The following is a 16,710-nucleotide window of genomic DNA, read 5'->3' on the forward strand; positions in this document are numbered from 1 at the left end:
TCTGAAACGTGCTCCGTATTTTATCCGCCTGTGAAAAAATCATGTAAAATAAATTTGTGGAGATGGTGAAAAAAATGTTGATACGGTCGTGCAAAGAAAGCGTTATTATATATGTTTGCCGCCGCGCGTTCATATCCGCGCTTCAGCGTTCGGAGTAACGGCGGGCATGCGCTTTCCCGACGCGCTGCGCGCGCTGAACTCGCGCAACTACCGGCTCTTCTTTACAGCGCAGACCATATCCATGACCGGGCTCTGGATGTACCGCGTCGCGATAGGCTGGCTGGTCTTCCGCCTCACGGATTCCAACAGCGCGCTCGGCCTCATGGATTTCGTAGCATCTCTGCCGATTTTCTTCCTTTCGCCGCTCGCGGGCGCGGTCGTGGAACGGCTCGACCTTCGGAAACTCATCTTCCGCACGCAGGCCTGCTGTATGTGCATCGCCTTCGCGTTCGCCTTTCTGACCTTCACGGACCTCATAACCTACGAGATAATTTTAGCCCTCGTCCTCGCGCGCGGGCTGCTCGACGCATTCGAGATGCCGGCGCGCTATTCGCTCGTCTCCTACATGGTGGACGCGAAGGAGGACGTCGGCAACGCCGTCGCGCTGAACTCGACGCTTTTCAACACGGCTCGCATGATAGGGCCGACGGTCGGCGGCTTCGTCATCCACGCCTTCGGCGAGGCTTTCTGCTTCTTCTCCAACAGCTTCTGCTATCTCAGCACGCTGTGGGCGCTCAGCAGGATGCGGCTCTCGCGTCCCCCCGTGGGCAGGACCGGCGGGAAAAGCCGTCCCGTCCGCGACATGATAGACGGCCTGCACATCGCGCGGGATTTCGCGCCTTACAGGTATTTCCTGCTGATGATAACGGCGACGGGATTTTTCGCATTTCCGAGCATAACGCTGATGCCGGCGATGGCGAAGAGCGTGCTGAACGGCTCGTCGAAGACTCTCGGCTTCCTGCTGATGGGCGTCGCGGTAGGCGCGCTCGCCGGCTCGCTGCTGATGGCCTCGCGCAAGAGCGTCGCGCGCCATTCATGGTGGTGTACGCGCACATGCGCCGCTTTCGGCGTATCGGTGATGCTCTTCTCGCTCTCGCGCAATATATGGCTCAGCATAGCGCTCGCGGCTCCGCTCGGCTTCTGTCTCGTGACATGTACGATAGCCTGCAACACCCTGCTCCAGACCATGACTGAGCCGGAGAGCCGCAGCCGCATAATGGCGCTCTACACTCTTGCGAACATCGGCATCCCGCCCTTCGGCAGCATGCTCGCGGGCCGGTTCGGCGACCTCACGAACACCGGCTGGGCGCTCTTCGCCTGCGGCGTCTGCTGCACTGTGTCGTCGCTCTTCTTCACGCGCAGAATCGACCGCATCGGCGGCGAGGTCACGGCGGCGCTCAAACGCCAGGGGGCGCTGCGATGAAGCTGAGCCTTCGCGGTAATCCGGTGCTCGCGGCGGATCTGACGCTCGCGCTCGTCGCTCTGATATGGGGCGCGGGAATTCCGCTCTCCGCCGTACTCGCGCGCGGACTCACACCTCTTTGGGCTGTCGCGCTGCGTATGCTGCTCGCGTCGTTCTTCCTTATAATTATGTTCCGCCGCACGATAACGTCGTCGAGCGCGCGCGACTGGAAAATTTCTTTTCTCCTCACGGCGGTGCTGACGGCCGTATTCGTCTCGATGACCTTCGGCCTCTCCTACAGCACGGCGAGTAAGCAGGCCTTCATCGGCGGGCTGAACGTCATACTGGTCCCGCTGTTCGTCTGGCTCTTCTACCGGAAGCGTCCGCCCGCACGCCTCTTCGCCGGCGCGGGGCTCACGACCGCGGGGCTGCTCGTCATGGGCTTCACGCCTGGAATGGAGTTCAACTTCGGCGACTTCCTCTCGTTCATCATGGCGGTATCCTACGCGCTGCAGATCATAGGCGGCGGGTTCTGCGCGCGGCGCGTCGAACCCGCGCGTCTCACGGCGCTGCACATAATCATGCTCTCTGCAGTGCTGACGGCGCTGGCGCTCATATTCGAGCCGCTGCCGCAAATCTCCGACTTCACGCCCAAGATATGCGGCGCTCTGCTCTGCGTCTCGCTCTGCAACACGATACTATGCTTCAACATGCAGTTCCGCGCGCAGAAAAAAACCAGCGCGACGCACGCGGCGGTCATCTTCTCGCTCGAGGGGCTCTTCGGCTACATACTCGCCGTCGCGAGCGGTCAGGACCCTTTCCACCTCCAGGGGGCGCTCGGGGGGCTCATGATCATCGCGGGAATGCTTGTGACCGAGCTTGACGGCGTGACGACGCGCAAAAAATAGCCGGAGCTCTGCAGATCCGCGCCCGTACCGGCTTCCATTACCTGACAGCGCCGGCGCCGCCGTCCGCCGCGGCGCGTGGTTTTTATTCATTTGAACAAATGATTATAATTTGAAGTTGAATGAATTCTTCTTGCGTTTGAACATTGACGCTCGTTTCACAAGAGATAAAATGAAGGGTCGAAAACAGGACGCGCGCGGCGCGCGTCTAAAGGGGACCTGAGATGAGATTCAACTGGGAATATTTCTTCGAGACTCTTCCGCTGATTGCGAGCAAACTCAACGTCACGCTCTCGCTCACTCTTATAAGCGCTTTTTTCTCTCTTGTAATAGGCATCGTGCTCGCGCTCATCAGCTATTACAACGTCAAGGGGCTGAGCCAGCTCCTGCGCGTCTGGATTTCGTTTATACGCGGCACGCCGGTCGCGACGCAGCTTTTCTTCTTCTATTACGGAATGGCGAACATCAGCTCGATAATCCTGAACATGTCGCCTACGGTCGCCGTCGCGGTCATTATGAGCCTCAACATGGGGGCGTTCGTCTCAGAGTCTATACGCGGCGCGCTGATTTCCGTAGACGAGGGGCAGCGCGAGGCGGCGATGTCGCTCGGCATGAGCGGATGGCAGATGACGACGCGCATAGTTATACCGCAGGCGATACGCGTCGCGCTCCCCCCGCTCTTCAACGACCTTATCAACCTCTTCAAGATGTCCTCGCTCGCCTTCCTCGTCGGCGTGCGCGACGTCATGGGCGCGGCGAAGATAGAAAGCACGCAGACCTTCCTGTTCTTCGAGTGCTATGCATGCGTCATGGCCGTCTACTGGGTCGTCACGCTTATGCTCACTTTCGTGCAGCGCAGGCTCGAGGCGCGCTGCAACGCGATCTACTAGGATTTACCCGCGCCGCGGCGGCGCGGTAAAGAAACTTAAACGACGGAGGTAATTTTTAATGAGACACGGGAAATTTACGGCGGCGTTGACGGCGGCGGCTCTCGCCGCGCTGCTCGCGGCGGGCTGCGCTTTCGCGGCCGACGGAGCGGCGCGCAAAGTAATAGTCGGTACGACGGGCACGGGCGAGCCTTATACGCTCGTCGCTGACGACGGCACGTGGACCGGCGTCGAAGCCGAGCTCTGGGCCGAGGTCAAGAAGCGCACGGGCTGGAACATCGAGATGAAGCAGGTGGCGGACATGGCCTCGCTCTTCGGCGAGCTCAACACGGGCCGCGTAGACGTGGCGGCCAACTGCTTCGCGATAACGGAGACGCGCCTCAAGAATTACCTCGCCTCTATCCCCATCTATGCCGACGCTCAGGTCATCATAGTCAAGCCCGACAGCAAGTACAAGACCTTCGAGGACCTCCGCGGCTGCACGATGGGCGTGACCGCGGGACAGGCGGCCCAGACGACGGTCGAGGCCATGGCTCCGAAGTACGACTGGAAGGTCATCACCTACGAGGATTCGCCGCAGGGCTTCCTCGACTGCGCAAACGGACGCATCGACTCCTACGCGAACACAGTGACGAACATCGAGAAGGCGCAGCGCGCGCAGGGGCTCCAGTTCCGCATGCTCGACCAGAAGCTCTTCGGCAACAACGTCGGCTGGTGGTACGCCAACAACGAGAAGGGGCGCGAGCTGCGCGACGCGCTGAACAAGGTGCTGCGCGAGATGCACGAGGACGGGACGATTTCGCGCATAACGACGAAATGGTTCTATCAGGACCTCACGAAGCTCATCAGCAACCAGTGGCTGACCGACGAGCGCGGCGAGGCGAAGAAGTAAAGCCGCGCGCCAAATGATAGAAGTACGCAATCTTTCAAAGACCTTCGGCGAAGGCACGGAGGTGCTGAAAGATATAAGCTTCACGGTGAACAAGAACGACGTCGTCGCTGTGCTCGGCCCTTCGGGCACGGGCAAGTCGACGATGCTGCGCTGCCTCAACTACCTGTGCATGCCGACGACGGGCGTCATAACGATAGGTGACGTGACCGTGGACGCGGCGCACTACACGAGCGCCGACGTACGCAGGCTGCGCCGCCAGAGCGCGATGGTCTTCCAGAGCTACAATCTGTTCAAGAACAAGACGGCGAAGGAGAACGTCATGGAGGCGCTCATAACGGTGCAGAAGAAGCCGAAGGACGAGGCCGAGGAGATCGCGCTGAAGTTCCTGAAGAAAGTCGGGATGCTCGACAGGAAGGACTTCTACCCCTCGAAGATGTCCGGCGGGCAGCAGCAGCGCGTCGGCATCGCGCGCGCTCTCGCGGTGAACCCGAACGTCCTTCTCTTCGACGAGCCGACCTCCGCGCTCGACCCCGAGCTGGTCGGCGAAGTGCTCAACACGATAAGGCAGCTCGCCGAGGAAGAGACGACGATGATACTCGTCACGCACGAGATACGCTTCGCGCGCCACGTCGCGAGCAGGATACTCTTCATGGACGGAGGGCGGATAGCCGCCGACGGGACGCCGGAGGAGATAATCGACGACCCGCAGAACCCGAGGCTGCGCCAGTTCCTGAAGTTCGTGAGCAAATAACGGCGATACGCGGCGGAGGCTTCGCGCCTCCGCCTTTATTTTTTACTGAACGGAGAATGAAAGATGCTGACCGATGATATTAAGGCGTTAGCGCAAAAATACGCGCCGCGCATGATAGAGTTCCGGCGCGACCTTCACAGACATCCTGAAATTTCCATGCACGAGCTCCGCACCTCGGAACGCATAGCCGAAGAGCTGAAAAAGCTCGACGGCGTGGAGGTGCGCGAACACGCGGCCGGCGGCACGGGAGTGATTGGGCTCCTGCGCGGAAACGGCGACGGTCCGACTGTGCTGCTGCGCGCCGACATAGACGCGCTTCCGATAAAAGAGGCGACCGGGCTGCCCTTCGCCTCGGAGACCGACGGAATGATGCACGCCTGCGGTCACGACGGACACGCGGCGTGGCTCCTGGGCAGCGCGATGATTTTGTCCGAGCTGCGCGGACGCTTCCGCGGAAACGTGAAATTCGTCTTCCAGCCCGGCGAGGAGACCGGAGACGGCGGACGCAGGATGATACTCGACGAGAAGGTGCTCGAAGCGCCGAAGGTCGACGCGGTGTTCGCGGCGCACGCGTGGCCCGACGTTCCGGCGGGAAAGATCTCTATAGCCGAGAGATGTGCCTTCGGGTACGCGGGACGTTTTTCGGTAAAGGTGACTGGACGCGGAGGCCACGGCTCGTGGCCGCACCTCTGCATAGACCCGATAGCGGTAGCGCATCAGATATACGGCGCGATCCAGCAGATAGTCTCGCGCCGCCTGCCGGAGATCGCGCCGCGCGTCATATCGGTCTGCACGATACGCTCGGGCGACAGCGAGAAGAGCAACATCATCCCGGACTGGTGCGAGATGACCGGGACGATACGCGGCGACCGCGTCGAGGTGATGGAGCAGATAACCCGCGACCTGAAAACTCTCGCCGAGGGCATAGCTGCGGCGAACGGCGCGCGCGCGGAAGTCGCGGCACGCTGCGGCAACGCGGTCATAAACACGCCGGAGGCCGTAGCCTTCTGCGCAGAAGCCGCCGCGAAGATAACCGGCGCGGAAAACGTGATAATAGACAAAGAGCCGCACCTCGGCGGCGAGGATTTCAGCGAGTACATCACGCGCGTTCCCGGCGCCTATCTCTTCGCCGGAATAGAGACGGAAGAGACGCGCGGAAAATTCGGCCTTCACGCAAACAACTTCGTCCTTGAGGAATCCGCCGTTCCGCGCATGGCGGCGGTCTTCGCGCAGATAGCGGTAGATTTTACGGAAAAGGGCGGCTTCCGGTAGCTTTCCCAGGAATTACGGCGGCGCGGCGGCGCTCCGTTTTGTCAGGAGCGGCGCGCAACGCCGTAAGTTGACGCGCGTTTTGAAACGCGCGCCCGTTTGCGCGAAAGGCTAAAAATAAGGGGACGGGCGAAAATCCCGTCCCCGTGTCTTCATTCTTCCGGCGCTACCAGAAGAGCGCCGACCAGTAGGCGAAGGTGTCCGTCAGTATCGCTATGCCGGCGGCGGCGAGTATCGCGCCGGAGACTTTTTTTATCGCCTGTCCGTGGCGGCGAAGCCACTGGAAAATTCCCTTGATGCGCGTGAAGAAGAGCGCCGCAAGTATGTACGGCACGCCGAGGCCCATCGAGAAGACGAAGAGATAAAAAACTCCCTCCGCGACGGTCTCGCGCGCGCCAGCGAGCATCAGCGCCGAGCCGAGGAACGGGCCGAGGCACGGCGTCCAACCGAGCGAGAAGGCCGCGCCGAAGAGCAGCGCGCCGATGAAGCCGCGCCGCTTCACGTTCACCTCGAGCTTCTTCTCAACGTCGAGGAAGCCTATTCTGAACACGCCGAGGAAGTGCAGGCCGAAGAGCAGTATCACGATCCCGCTCGCGCGCTGAAGCAGAAGCCTGTGCGCGTCGAGCGCGGCGCCTATCGCGGTGGCAGTCGCGCCGAGCGCCATGAAAAGCAGCGTGAACCCCGCGACGAAGCCGAGCGTGTTGACGACGCTCGCGCGTTTGCCCTGCTCAGTCTCCGCCGCGAGGTACATCAGATAGACCGGCAGCATCGGCAGCATACACGGCGAGACGAAGGCGAGCAGCCCTTCGAGAAAAAGGAGCGGAAGCTCGCCCCCCACTACTTGCCCTCTCCGCGCAGCAGCTTCAGCACGGCGTCCTTTGTCGTCGCGCCCTGTATCTGTCCCGCGAGTTTTCCGTCCTTGTCGAGTATGAATGTCGTCGGTATGTAGCGCACGCCGAAGAACGACGCGGCCTCCTGTTTTTCGTCAAGCAGCACGGTCATGCCGTAGCCGGTCTCCTTGAGGAATTCGGCGACGCGCTCGGGCGTCTCGCGCTTCCCGTCGGTGAGGTTGACGGCGAGCAGCACGGCTTCTCCGCTCTTTTTAAGCTCTTTGTCGAGCTCGTCGAACTCCGGCATCTCGCCGCGGCACGGCGGGCACCACGTGGCCCAGAAGTTGAGGACGACGGGCTTTCCTTTGAAACCGTCGAGCGAGACCGGCTTTCCGGACATGTCCGTAAGCGTTATGTCGCGCGCGAGGTCGCCCGAGCCGACCGCGAACGAGGGGACGGCGATGAGCGCAGCCGCGAGCAGCGACATTACGAGCGCCGCGAATATTTTTCTCCGCATTGAAGATCCTCTCCTTTTGTCAATGTTTACGCCCTGCGCGCGTATTATATCATGAAAGATGCGGCATGCAGGACAATGCGCCCCTTCGTCTGGAATTTATAAAGTTTGCGCTTTTTCGGACGATATGGACGGACGCTTTGAGCTTTGGGCGTGAGCGCAAAAAAGCAGCCGCGCCGGGAACGTCATGCCCGCGGCGCGGACGAGCCGGATTTTTTATGATTTGCGCGCAGGAGCCGAAACGTTGCGGCTTTCCGTAATTTCCGCCGCGGCCTCCGTTTTGAGGCGCAGGAGGCCGCGCGGCGAAAGTCCGCGGAACTTCGCGCTTCCGCCGTTTTCCGCACCGCGTTACAAATACGCGCCGTCGGGGTAATTCCGCACGCGTTCCTCGCCGCGCAGGACGCGCAGAGCGCCGAACGCGAGGGCTTCGAGCTCGTTCTCGCCGGGCAGGGCTATGACGTTTCCGAGGAATTTTATCTTTTTCGTGATGCGCGAGACAAGCTCCGCGGAGTTAGCCATTCCTCCCGTGAGTATGACGGCGTCGACGTCTCCGTCGAGAGCCGCGGCTAGCTCGCCTATCCCCTTCGCCGTCTGGTAGACGAAGGCGTCAAGGACGAGCGCCGCTCGCTCGTCGCGCCGCGCGAGCGCGAATATCTCGCGCAGGTCGCGCGTGCCGAGGTATGAGACGAAGCCCCAGCCCGAGAGCAGCTTGACGCGCAGTTCGGCCTCCGTGTATTTCCCGCTGAAGCAGAGCTCGACGAGCGCGTCCGCGGGCAGTCCGCCCGCGCGCTCGGCCGAGAACGGGCCGTCGGCCTTCGCGCCGATGACGTCGGCGATGCGCCCGTTTTCGTGCGCGCCTATCGTGACGCCGGTGCCTAGGTGCGCGACGACGAAGCGGCAGTCCTCGTAGCGCTTGCCGAGAGCCGCCGCGGCCTTGCGCGCCGTCGCGCGCTGGTTCAGCGCGTGGACGAGGCTGCCGCGCTCTATCTCCGGCGCGCCCGATATGCGCGCGACGTCGGAGAGCTCGTCGACAGATACGGGGTCGACGATGTAGGCGGGAGCGCCGGACTTCTCCGCGAAGCGGCGCGCGATGAAAGGGCCGAGGTTCGAGGCATGTTCGCCGCGCGGCGCGCGCGTGAGCCAGTCGGTCATCGCGCCGTTGACGAGGTACGTCCCCGACGGCACGGGCGCGAGCAGCCCTCCGCGTCCGACGGCGGCGTCGAATTTCCGCCCGCCGAAGCCGGCTTCGCCCAGCGCCGCCTCTATCGCGGCGCAACGCGCGGGAAGCTGCGCGAGTATCGTCGAGTAACGCGCGCGCTCCGCGTCGGAGAAAGGCAAGCTCTTTTCGAAGAGCTGACGTTCGTCCTCGTAGACGGCTGTCTTCGTCGAGGTCGAGCCGGGGTCGGCGGCGAATATCAGCAACGATGCATTCCTCCGGCGACGAGGCACGATAGCGCGATGGCGTTGAACTTCGTCTCGTGGTCGTCTGTACGCGACACGAGGATTATCGGGGCTTTCGCTCCGAGGACGACGCCAGCCGACTTCGCGTGACAGTAGTGGATGAGCGTCTTGCAGTGGACGTTGCCGCACTCGATGTCCGGCACTATCGTGAGGTCCACCTTGCCGGCGATGACGCTCTTTATCCCCTTGCGTTCGGCGGCCTCTTTCGAAGCCACTACGTCTATCGCCATCGGCCCCTCTATAGTGCAGGTGCAGGGCAGTCCGTCGAACTCCCCTTCGCGCCACGCCTCGACGAGCGCCGCCGCGTCCACGGTCGCCGGCATGTCGGGGTTGACGCGCTCGTTCGCCGCCAGTATCGCGACGTTGACGTGCTCGTAGCCGAGCGCGTGAATCGCGCGCAGAGAGTTCGCGATTATATGCTTTTTCTCTTCGAGAGTCGGCGCGATGATGAAGCCGCTGTCGGCACAGAATGACAGATGATGCTCGCCCGGTATCTCGAGCACCGCAAGATGGCTCAGCATCCGCCCTGTGCGCAGGCCGTTCTCCCTGTCGAGCACGGCGCGCAGAAAGTCCTCCGTGTTGACGAGCCCTTTCATCAGAGTGTGCCCCGAGCCCTCGCGCACTATGGAGACGGCTTTGCGCACCGCCTCCGCCGGAGCGTCCGCGTGGACGACCTCCGCGCGCGCCCCTACGCCGAACTCCTCCATCGCGGGGCGTATCACGCCCTCGTCGCCGACGAGCACCGCGTGACCGAGGCCGTGGTCGAAGGCGAGCTTTATCGCCTCGACGGTCTCCCTGTCGGCGGAAGCCGCGACGACGTTGCTGCCTCCGAGGCAGCCGCAGCAGTTTATCATTTCGTCGAAAGTCTTATACAAAGAACAGCCCTCCAATCGTTGGGGACGCCGGGCCGAGGCCCGGTGTTGTGAAAAAATTATACTATACTATAATGTACAGCGTCTGCGCGCGCCGCGCGGCGATGGAGGCGGCTTAATGGGTTTTATGAAAAACGCGAAAGGGATATTTTTTCACAGAGGTCCCGTCGATCTCGGCGGCGGGCACGTGCTTCAGTCGCTCGCTCGCCTCTCCGTACCCTCTATCGGAATGGTGCTCTTCCAGACGCTCTTCAACCTCGTAGACACTATTTTCATCTCGTGGCTCGGCGAGAGCCACATGGTCGCTATCTCGTACACATTTCCCGTGCAGATAGGAGTCTTCGCCCTGCTCGAAGGCGTCGGCAACGGCGTGACCGCGCTCGTAGGCCGCAGGCTCGGCGAGAGCGACATCGAGCTCGCGCGTAAGACCGCGCGCTTCGGCCTCGCATTCTCCTACGTCCTGAGCCTCGTGTGGCTTCCTTTTTTATTCCCCGGCCCGTCGAACGCTTTCTTCTCCATGCTCGGAGCCTCCGACCCTGAGACGCTGCGCCAGGCGTGGCTCTACAATATGTGGATTCCGCCGATGACCTTCGTCATAAGTTTCACCTACATCGTCAATTCCATATTCCGCTGTCAGGGCGACACGATGACTCCGCTGCGCTTCTTCGTCGTCGCGAACGGGCTGAACTTCGTACTCGACCCGCTGTTTATATTCGTCTTCGGCTGGGGCATGACCGGCGCGGCCGCGGCGACCTTCATCGGGCGCGTCGCGGGCGCCGTCTACCTTATAAAAAAGATGCGCCGCGGCAGCGCGATACAGATACCGCTCTTCGTCCGCCCGCGCCGCGAAATGCTGCCGGTATGGCGCGCGGTCGCGGCGATCGGCCTGCCCGTGACGCTCTCGACCGGAAGCGTCGCTCTCGGCATGGGCTCGGTCAACCGCGTGCTCACCGAGGCATACGGCAACGTCGCGATAGCGGGCTGGATGATCTCGCTGCGCATCGAGGACCTCGCCTTCGGCACGCTGATGGGCGTCAGCAACGCGCTCGTCCCCTTCATCGCCTTCAACTACGGGCGGCGCAGCTTCGCGAGGATAAAAGAAGGAATACGCGCGGCGTTTGTGATATGCTGCTGCGTCACGCTCACGATCTGCTTCCTGCTCGCGCTGTACCCGTGGCCCGCGATAGGGCTCTTCCGCCCGTCGCCAGATGTCGCGCACGCGGCGGTGCGCTCTCTGCGCATCACGATGGCGGGCTATCCGTTCGCGATGTACGGAATGATATACAACGCGCTCTTCATCGCCGCCGGCAGCTCCGTCTACGGTTTTATCGTGCAGATGGGCAGATGTATGTTCTTCCGCCTGCCGATGGCTTGGTTCCTCGCCGCGACCGTCTCGATGAGCTGGGTATGGCTCTTCCAGCCGCTCTCGTTCCTCTGCGCCGCAGTCATGACATTCGCCTTCGCCGCAACGCTTATGAAAAAGCTTAAAAAAGAGCTCGCCGGCCCCCTAAGCGCGGAATAAAACCAAAAACGTCAACAAGCTCGGAGATGGACAAGAAATGATACGACACGCCATAAAAAAGGTCGATCTCGGAAAAGACCCGATAAGGCCGCTGCTGTTCAAACTCGCCGCACCGGCGATAACGTCGCAGGTCGTCAACGCGCTCTACAACGTCGTCGACCGCATGTACATCGGACACATCCAGGGAGAAGGCGCTGCGGCTCTGACCGGGCTCGGCGTATGTTTCCCGCTCATCATGCTCATATCGGCCTTCGCGAACCTCATCGGCATGGGCGGCGCGCCGCGCGCGAGCATACTCATGGGCCACGGCGACGAAAAGGGCGCGGAGCGCATACTCGGCAGCTGCTTCACCGCGCTCGTAGCCGTCTCCGTCGTCCTCACCGCTTTCTCGTTCGCCTTCATGCGCCCGCTGCTCACGCTCTTCGGCGCGAGCGGCGCGACCATCGGCTACGCGACGGACTACATGGAGATTTACGCCGCCGGGACTATCTTCGTGCAGCTTACGCTCGGCATGAACGTTTTCATAACGGCGCAGGGCTTTGCCAAGATCAGCATGATGACGGTCATTATCGGCGCGGCGATAAACATTGTGCTCGACCCGATATTCATCTTCGTCTTCGACATGGGCGTGCGCGGCGCGGCGTGGGCGACGGTGATCTCGCAGGCGGTCAGCGCCGCGTGGGCGCTGTGGTTCCTCTGCGGGGAACGCGCCGTGCTGAAGCTGCGGCGCTGCAACATGCACCCCTCGCGCGCAGTCATAACGCCGTGCGTCGCGCTCGGCTTCGCTCCGTTCGTAATGCAGTCAACCGAGAGCCTGCTCCTGCTCTCCTTCAACTCGTCTCTGCTGAAATACGGAGGCGACGCCGCGGTCGGAGCCATGACGATTGCGTCGAGCGTGATGCAGTTCGCCATGCTTCCCGTGCAGGGGCTCACGCAGGGCTCGCAGCCGATAATAAGCTACAACTACGGAGCCGGGAACCCGGAGCGCATGAAGCAGGCGTTCGTCATACTTCTGAAGTCGTGCCTCGCCTGCACCGCCGTACTGTGGGCCGTGTGCGTGTTCTGCCCGGGAGTATTCGTCCGCATATTCACCGACGACCCTGAGCTTGCCGCGTCGGCCTGCCGGGCGCTGCGCATCTACATGGCCGGCATCGGCGTATTCGGCGCGCAGACGGCATGCCAGCAGACCTTCATCGCCCTCGGAAATTCAAAGACGTCGTCGTTCCTAGCGATGCTGCGCAAGATCATCCTGCTCATACCGCTCATCTACATACTGCCGCATTTCTTCGACGACAAGGTCTTCGCCGTCTTCCTCGCGGAGCCGGTCGCCGACGTCATAGCAGTAACGACGACGGCGACGCTCTTCAGCCGCGAATTCCGCCGGCTGCTGCGCTCTATGGAGAGCGGCGCGGAACTTCGGAACTATTGACACCCGAGGCGCGAGCGGTTATAAATACTTCGGGAAGAGAAGGGACAGCCCTCCTCGCTAGAGACAGGACAAGACGAGAAAAGCTGCGAGATAAGACGAGTGTGTTGACTGTGAAGACATTCAAGGCTCCGTCGTGTGCGCGGGGCCTTTTTTCGTGAGTTCATAAATTTTTCAGCGCTTGGGGGAATTTTTTCATGCGTAAGGTCTGTATGGGAAACGAGGCGATAGCGCTCGGCGCGCTCGCCGCGGGGCTGAAACTTGCAGCCGGCTATCCCGGAACGCCTTCGACGGAAATAATAGAGACTCTCGTCCGCGAGCACCGCGCGGACGTGGACGTACAGTGGTCGGTCAACGAGAAGGCCGCGCTCGAAGTCGCAGCGGGCGGCGCATACGCCGGCGCGCGCACGATGTGCACAATGAAGCAGGTCGGCCTCAACGTCGCGTCAGACCCTCTGATGAGCCTCGCATACATCGGCGTCAAGGGCGGCATGGTCGTCGCCGTCGCCGACGACCCGGGGCCCTGGTCGTCACAGACGGAGCAGGACACGCGCGGCTTCGCGAAGCACGCGAACCTTCCGGTCTTCGACCCGTCGTCGCCCGAGGAAGCCTACGAGATGATACAGACGGCTTTCGACTTCTCCGAAAAATACGAGCTTCCCGTCTTCCTGCGCCCGACGACGCGCGTCTGCCACGCGAGCGCGGAAGTCGAGCTGCGCGAGCCCTCGCCCGTTAAAGAGGCGGACGGCTTCGAGCGCCGCCCCGAGTGGTGCATATTCCCCGCGCTCTCATACCGCAAGCACGGCGAGCTCGAGGTCAAGCAGCACGAGATGGCGCGCGACTTCGACGCGATGCCGTATAACAGGATAGAAAAATACGGAGCGGGCGGACGCCGCGCGATAGCGGCCTCCGGCATATCGTACCTCTACGCTAAGGAGGCGCTGAACGAACTCGGCGCGGACGCTGCGCTCTACAAGATAGGCACGCCCTACCCGATCCCCGAGCAGACGACGAAAGATTTCCTCGCCGGCGCGGATTCCGTGCTCGTACTCGAAGAGCTCGACCCCGTAGTCGAAGAACAGCTCCTGATAGAAGCCGCGGGGCGCATCCCCGTGCTCGGCAAGCGCAGCGGCGACATGCCGTGGAACGGCGAGTATTCCTTCGAGCTCATAAAGGCGGCCCTCGCGAAATATCTCGGGCTTTCCGCCGAAGCTGAGGCTGCGCCCGAACTTCCGCAGCTTCCCGTGCGTCCGCCGGTTCTCTGCGCCGGATGCCCGCACCGCGCTTCGTTCTACGAGGCGAAGGTCGCGACAAAGGACTGCAAGAAAGCGATATACTGCGGCGACATCGGCTGCTACACGCTCGGCAACGCCGCGCCGCTCAACATGGTAGACACATGCCTCTGCATGGGCGCTGGCATAACGGTTGCGCAGGGGCTCGCGCTCGCCGAGCCGGGGGCGAAATGCCTCGCCTTCATCGGCGACTCGACCTTCTTCCATACGGGCATCCCCGGCGTGATAAACGCCGTCTACCAGGGAACGGACATAACGATAATAGTCCTCGACAACAGGACGACCGCGATGACGGGCCACCAGCCGCACCCCGGCACGGGAAAGCGCGCGCTAGGCGACGACAGCATCGCGCTCGACATAGAGACGATTCTGCGTGCCTGCGGCGTGGAGCACATAGCGCGCGTCAATCCATTCGACTTTGAAAAATCCGTCGCCGCGATGAAGGATGCCGTGGCCTTCGACGGCCCGTCTGCCGTCATAGCAGAAGCGCCCTGCATAGCGAGCCTCAAGAAAAAACCGGCGGCGCACTTCGTCGCCGAAAGCTGCATAAAATGCGGCAGGTGCGTGCGCGAGATAGGCTGCCCCGCGATAACGCCCGACGCCGAAGGGCGCGCCGTCATCAGCGCGTCGCTCTGCACAGGCTGCGGCCTCTGCGCGAGCGTCTGCCCCGTAAACGCGATAAAGGGAGGCGAAGCCGATGCTTAGCAGCATAGTGATAGCAGGAGTCGGCGGACAGGGGACGCTGCTCGCCTCGCGCATACTCGCGGAGGCGGCGCAGGACAAGGGGCTCTTCGTCCGCACGTCTGAAACGATAGGCATGGCTCAGCGCGGCGGCTCCGTATCGAGCCATCTGCGTATAGACGCGCGCGAAGTCTCGCCGATAATCCCGGCGGCGCACGCCGACGTGCTGCTCGCCTTCGAGCCGGCGGAAGCCGTGCGCATGATACCGAAACTGAAGAAAAACGCCGCCTGCGTAGTCAACACCGACGAGATAATCCCGACCAACGTCGCGCTCGGCAAAGGCGTCTACCTCGGCGAAGAATATATAGATACGATGAAGCGCTTCTATCCGGATACGCTCTTCCTCGCCGGCGCGGCTCTCGCGCTCAAGGCCGGAGACATCCGCACGCTCAACATCGTGATATTAGGCGCGGCCTGCGGGGCCGGGAAACTGCCCTTCACGACCGACGAAGTACACTCCGCGATAGCGAGATGCGTCAAGCCGAAGCTGCTGCCGATGAACGAAAAAGCATTCGCGCTCGGCATAGACGCGTCGTCGCGCCGATGGTGAGAGACCGGCGGAAATTCATAAAGACGCAGTAAACTACGCGGCCCCGCGCGGGCCGCACAGAACAGACCAGATTTAGAGAAGACGAGACAAGGAGAAGAAAAATGAACGAACTTACGATAATGAGCCAGTGCTTCGCTCAGGTGCGCCGCGTAGCTAAAGAAAGCCCGATGTACCGCGAGAAGTTCAAAGATATACCGGTCAACACGATGATGACGAAAGAGCAGTTCGAGACGCTGCCCTTCACGACGAAGCAGGACCTCCGCGACGCATACCCGATGGGCATGCAGTGCGTGCCGAACGATAAAATAGTCCGCGTCCACTCGTCCTCTGGCACGACCGGAACGCCCGTCATCATGCCCTACAGCGCGCAGGACCTTGAAGACTGGGCCGTCATGTTCGAGCGCTGCTACCAGTTCGCGGGCGTCACGCCCGAAGACCGCGTGCAGATAACGCCTGGCTTCGGCCTCTGGACCGCCGGCCTCGGCTTCCAGGCCGGAGCGGAACGCCTCGGCGCGATGGTCATACCGACCGGCGCGGGCAACACCGACCGCCAGCTTCAGCTCATGCGCGACCTGAAAGCCACAGTGCTGTGCAGCACGTCGTCATACGCGCTCGTCATCGCCGAAGAGGTGGACAAGCGCGGCATGAGAGACCAGATACACCTCAAGCGCGGCATCTTCGGCTCAGAGCGCTGGGGCGACAAGATACGCGAGCGCATCCACGAGACGCTCGGCATAGAGTTCTTCGACATCTACGGCCTGACGGAAATCTACGGCCCGGGCATCGCGATCGACTGCGAAAAGCACACAGGCATGCACTACTTCAACGACTACATCTACTGCGAGATAATCGACCCGGTAACGGGCAAGGTGTTGCCCAACGGAGAGCAGGGCGAGATAGTCATCACGACCTTCCGCAAGGAGGCCGCGCCGCTCATCCGCTACCGCACGCGCGACATCTCGCGCATAATCCCCGGCGAATGCCCCTGCGGCTCGCCGTTCCCGCGCCTCGACAGGATAGTCGGACGCAGCGACGACATGATAAAGGTCAAGGGCACGAACATCTACCCCGCGCAGGTCGAGGAGATACTCAAGAACATCGACGGCTTCTCCAGCGAGTACCGCATCATCCTCGAGAACAAAGACCTCCGCGACCGCATGATAGTCCAGGCCGAAATGAAAGAGGGCGCGGACCCTGAGCGCCTCGCCGAAGAGCTCGTCCGCGAATGCAAATCCGGCCTCGGCATCCGCATAGTCCCCGAAGTAATGAAGCTCGGCGAACTCCCGCGCAGCGAGAAAAAGACGCAGCGGGTCATCGACAGGAGATACTAAAAGCTGAATAAACGACAGACGCGGGCGGCGGCGGGAATTTTCCCCGCCGCCGTTTTTATGCGCGC

The 16,710-nt window shown here is 61.9% G+C and carries 15 protein-coding genes; 11 read left to right on the plus strand and 4 right to left on the minus strand.

Annotation, left to right across the window (positions count from 1 at the left end; all coding sequences use genetic code 11):
- Positions 1–166: 166 nt before the first annotated feature.
- From B5F39_RS05235 to B5F39_RS05260, 6 genes are all read left to right on the plus strand, one after another.
- Positions 167–1,423, plus strand: a complete 1,257-nt coding sequence (locus B5F39_RS05235; protein WP_087364673.1) for an MFS transporter — start codon at positions 167–169, stop codon at positions 1,421–1,423.
- The gene (locus B5F39_RS05240) at positions 1,420–2,310 is read left to right on the plus strand and encodes a DMT family transporter (protein ID WP_087364675.1); all 891 of its coding nucleotides are present in this window, start codon (positions 1,420–1,422) and stop codon (positions 2,308–2,310) included. Before B5F39_RS05235 ends, B5F39_RS05240 begins: the two co-directional genes overlap by 4 nt.
- A gap of 221 nt (positions 2,311–2,531) precedes the next feature.
- Positions 2,532–3,197 (plus strand): amino acid ABC transporter permease, encoded by a 666-nt coding sequence (locus B5F39_RS05245; RefSeq protein WP_087364677.1) that lies wholly within the window; start codon positions 2,532–2,534, stop codon positions 3,195–3,197.
- Between the two features lie 58 nt (positions 3,198–3,255).
- On the plus strand, positions 3,256–4,086 hold the full coding sequence (locus tag B5F39_RS05250) for a transporter substrate-binding domain-containing protein (RefSeq protein WP_087364679.1): 831 nt from the start codon (positions 3,256–3,258) through the stop codon (positions 4,084–4,086).
- Between the two features lie 13 nt (positions 4,087–4,099).
- Positions 4,100–4,837, plus strand: a complete 738-nt coding sequence (locus B5F39_RS05255) for an amino acid ABC transporter ATP-binding protein (RefSeq protein WP_087364681.1) — start codon at positions 4,100–4,102, stop codon at positions 4,835–4,837.
- A gap of 111 nt (positions 4,838–4,948) precedes the next feature.
- On the plus strand, positions 4,949–6,109 hold the full coding sequence (locus B5F39_RS05260) for a M20 family metallopeptidase (protein ID WP_204245041.1): 1,161 nt from the start codon (positions 4,949–4,951) through the stop codon (positions 6,107–6,109).
- 163 nt (positions 6,110–6,272) lie between these two features.
- Here B5F39_RS05260 and B5F39_RS05265 read toward each other — a convergent pair whose 3' ends face one another.
- The 4 genes from B5F39_RS05265 to B5F39_RS05280 all read right to left on the minus strand — a co-directional run bounded on the left by B5F39_RS05265 (position 6,273) and on the right by B5F39_RS05280 (position 9,786).
- Complete coding sequence (locus B5F39_RS05265) at positions 6,273–6,944, minus strand: cytochrome c biogenesis CcdA family protein (RefSeq protein WP_087364685.1); 672 nt, start codon at positions 6,942–6,944, stop codon at positions 6,273–6,275.
- Positions 6,944–7,453: a TlpA disulfide reductase family protein gene (locus B5F39_RS05270; RefSeq protein WP_087364687.1), complete on the minus strand. Its 510-nt coding sequence runs from the start codon at positions 7,451–7,453 to the stop codon at positions 6,944–6,946. The genes B5F39_RS05265 and B5F39_RS05270 overlap by 1 nt, the downstream gene beginning before the upstream one ends.
- A 345-nt stretch (positions 7,454–7,798) precedes the next feature.
- Positions 7,799–8,872 (minus strand): butyrate kinase, encoded by a 1,074-nt coding sequence (gene buk, locus B5F39_RS05275; protein ID WP_087364689.1) that lies wholly within the window; start codon positions 8,870–8,872, stop codon positions 7,799–7,801.
- Positions 8,866–9,786: a phosphate acyltransferase gene (locus B5F39_RS05280; protein WP_204245042.1), complete on the minus strand. Its 921-nt coding sequence runs from the start codon at positions 9,784–9,786 to the stop codon at positions 8,866–8,868. Before B5F39_RS05280 ends, buk begins: the two co-directional genes overlap by 7 nt.
- A 115-nt stretch (positions 9,787–9,901) precedes the next feature.
- Here B5F39_RS05280 and B5F39_RS05285 point away from each other — a divergent pair, with 115 nt between their 5' ends.
- The 5 genes from B5F39_RS05285 to B5F39_RS05305 all read left to right on the plus strand — a co-directional run bounded on the left by B5F39_RS05285 (position 9,902) and on the right by B5F39_RS05305 (position 16,645).
- Positions 9,902–11,305, plus strand: a complete 1,404-nt coding sequence (locus B5F39_RS05285) for an MATE family efflux transporter (protein WP_087364691.1) — start codon at positions 9,902–9,904, stop codon at positions 11,303–11,305.
- A 37-nt stretch (positions 11,306–11,342) separates the two neighbouring features.
- Positions 11,343–12,734, plus strand: a complete 1,392-nt coding sequence (locus tag B5F39_RS05290) for an MATE family efflux transporter (protein ID WP_087364693.1) — start codon at positions 11,343–11,345, stop codon at positions 12,732–12,734.
- Between the two features lie 194 nt (positions 12,735–12,928).
- Positions 12,929–14,728: an indolepyruvate ferredoxin oxidoreductase subunit alpha gene (gene iorA, locus B5F39_RS05295; protein ID WP_087364695.1), complete on the plus strand. Its 1,800-nt coding sequence runs from the start codon at positions 12,929–12,931 to the stop codon at positions 14,726–14,728.
- Positions 14,721–15,314: an indolepyruvate oxidoreductase subunit beta gene (locus tag B5F39_RS05300; protein ID WP_087364697.1), complete on the plus strand. Its 594-nt coding sequence runs from the start codon at positions 14,721–14,723 to the stop codon at positions 15,312–15,314. The genes iorA and B5F39_RS05300 overlap by 8 nt, the downstream gene beginning before the upstream one ends.
- 101 nt (positions 15,315–15,415) lie before the next feature.
- Entirely contained in the window at positions 15,416–16,645 is a 1,230-nt protein-coding gene (locus B5F39_RS05305; RefSeq protein WP_087364699.1) for a phenylacetate--CoA ligase, read from the plus strand.
- The last annotated feature ends 65 nt before the right edge of the window (positions 16,646–16,710 follow it).

Source organism: Cloacibacillus sp. An23 (assembly GCF_002159945.1).
In the GTDB taxonomy this organism is placed as follows: domain Bacteria; phylum Synergistota; class Synergistia; order Synergistales; family Synergistaceae; genus Caccocola.

Excerpts from the sequence above, each read along its gene's own strand:
- B5F39_RS05235 (WP_087364673.1), top strand. The coding sequence starts at position 167 with ATGCGCTTTCCCGACGCGCTGCGCGCGCTGAACTCGCGCAACTACCGG.
- B5F39_RS05240 (WP_087364675.1), top strand. The coding sequence starts at position 1,420 with ATGAAGCTGAGCCTTCGCGGTAATCCGGTGCTCGCGGCGGATCTGACG.
- B5F39_RS05245 (WP_087364677.1), top strand. The coding sequence starts at position 2,532 with ATGAGATTCAACTGGGAATATTTCTTCGAGACTCTTCCGCTGATTGCG.
- B5F39_RS05250 (WP_087364679.1), top strand. The coding sequence starts at position 3,256 with ATGAGACACGGGAAATTTACGGCGGCGTTGACGGCGGCGGCTCTCGCC.
- B5F39_RS05255 (WP_087364681.1), top strand. The coding sequence starts at position 4,100 with ATGATAGAAGTACGCAATCTTTCAAAGACCTTCGGCGAAGGCACGGAG.
- B5F39_RS05260 (WP_204245041.1), top strand. The coding sequence starts at position 4,949 with ATGATAGAGTTCCGGCGCGACCTTCACAGACATCCTGAAATTTCCATG.
- B5F39_RS05270 (WP_087364687.1), bottom strand. The coding sequence starts at position 7,453 with ATGCGGAGAAAAATATTCGCGGCGCTCGTAATGTCGCTGCTCGCGGCT.
- B5F39_RS05285 (WP_087364691.1), top strand. The coding sequence starts at position 9,902 with ATGGGTTTTATGAAAAACGCGAAAGGGATATTTTTTCACAGAGGTCCC.
- B5F39_RS05290 (WP_087364693.1), top strand. The coding sequence starts at position 11,343 with ATGATACGACACGCCATAAAAAAGGTCGATCTCGGAAAAGACCCGATA.
- iorA (WP_087364695.1), top strand. The coding sequence starts at position 12,929 with ATGCGTAAGGTCTGTATGGGAAACGAGGCGATAGCGCTCGGCGCGCTC.
- B5F39_RS05300 (WP_087364697.1), top strand. The coding sequence starts at position 14,721 with ATGCTTAGCAGCATAGTGATAGCAGGAGTCGGCGGACAGGGGACGCTG.
- B5F39_RS05305 (WP_087364699.1), top strand. The coding sequence starts at position 15,416 with ATGAACGAACTTACGATAATGAGCCAGTGCTTCGCTCAGGTGCGCCGC.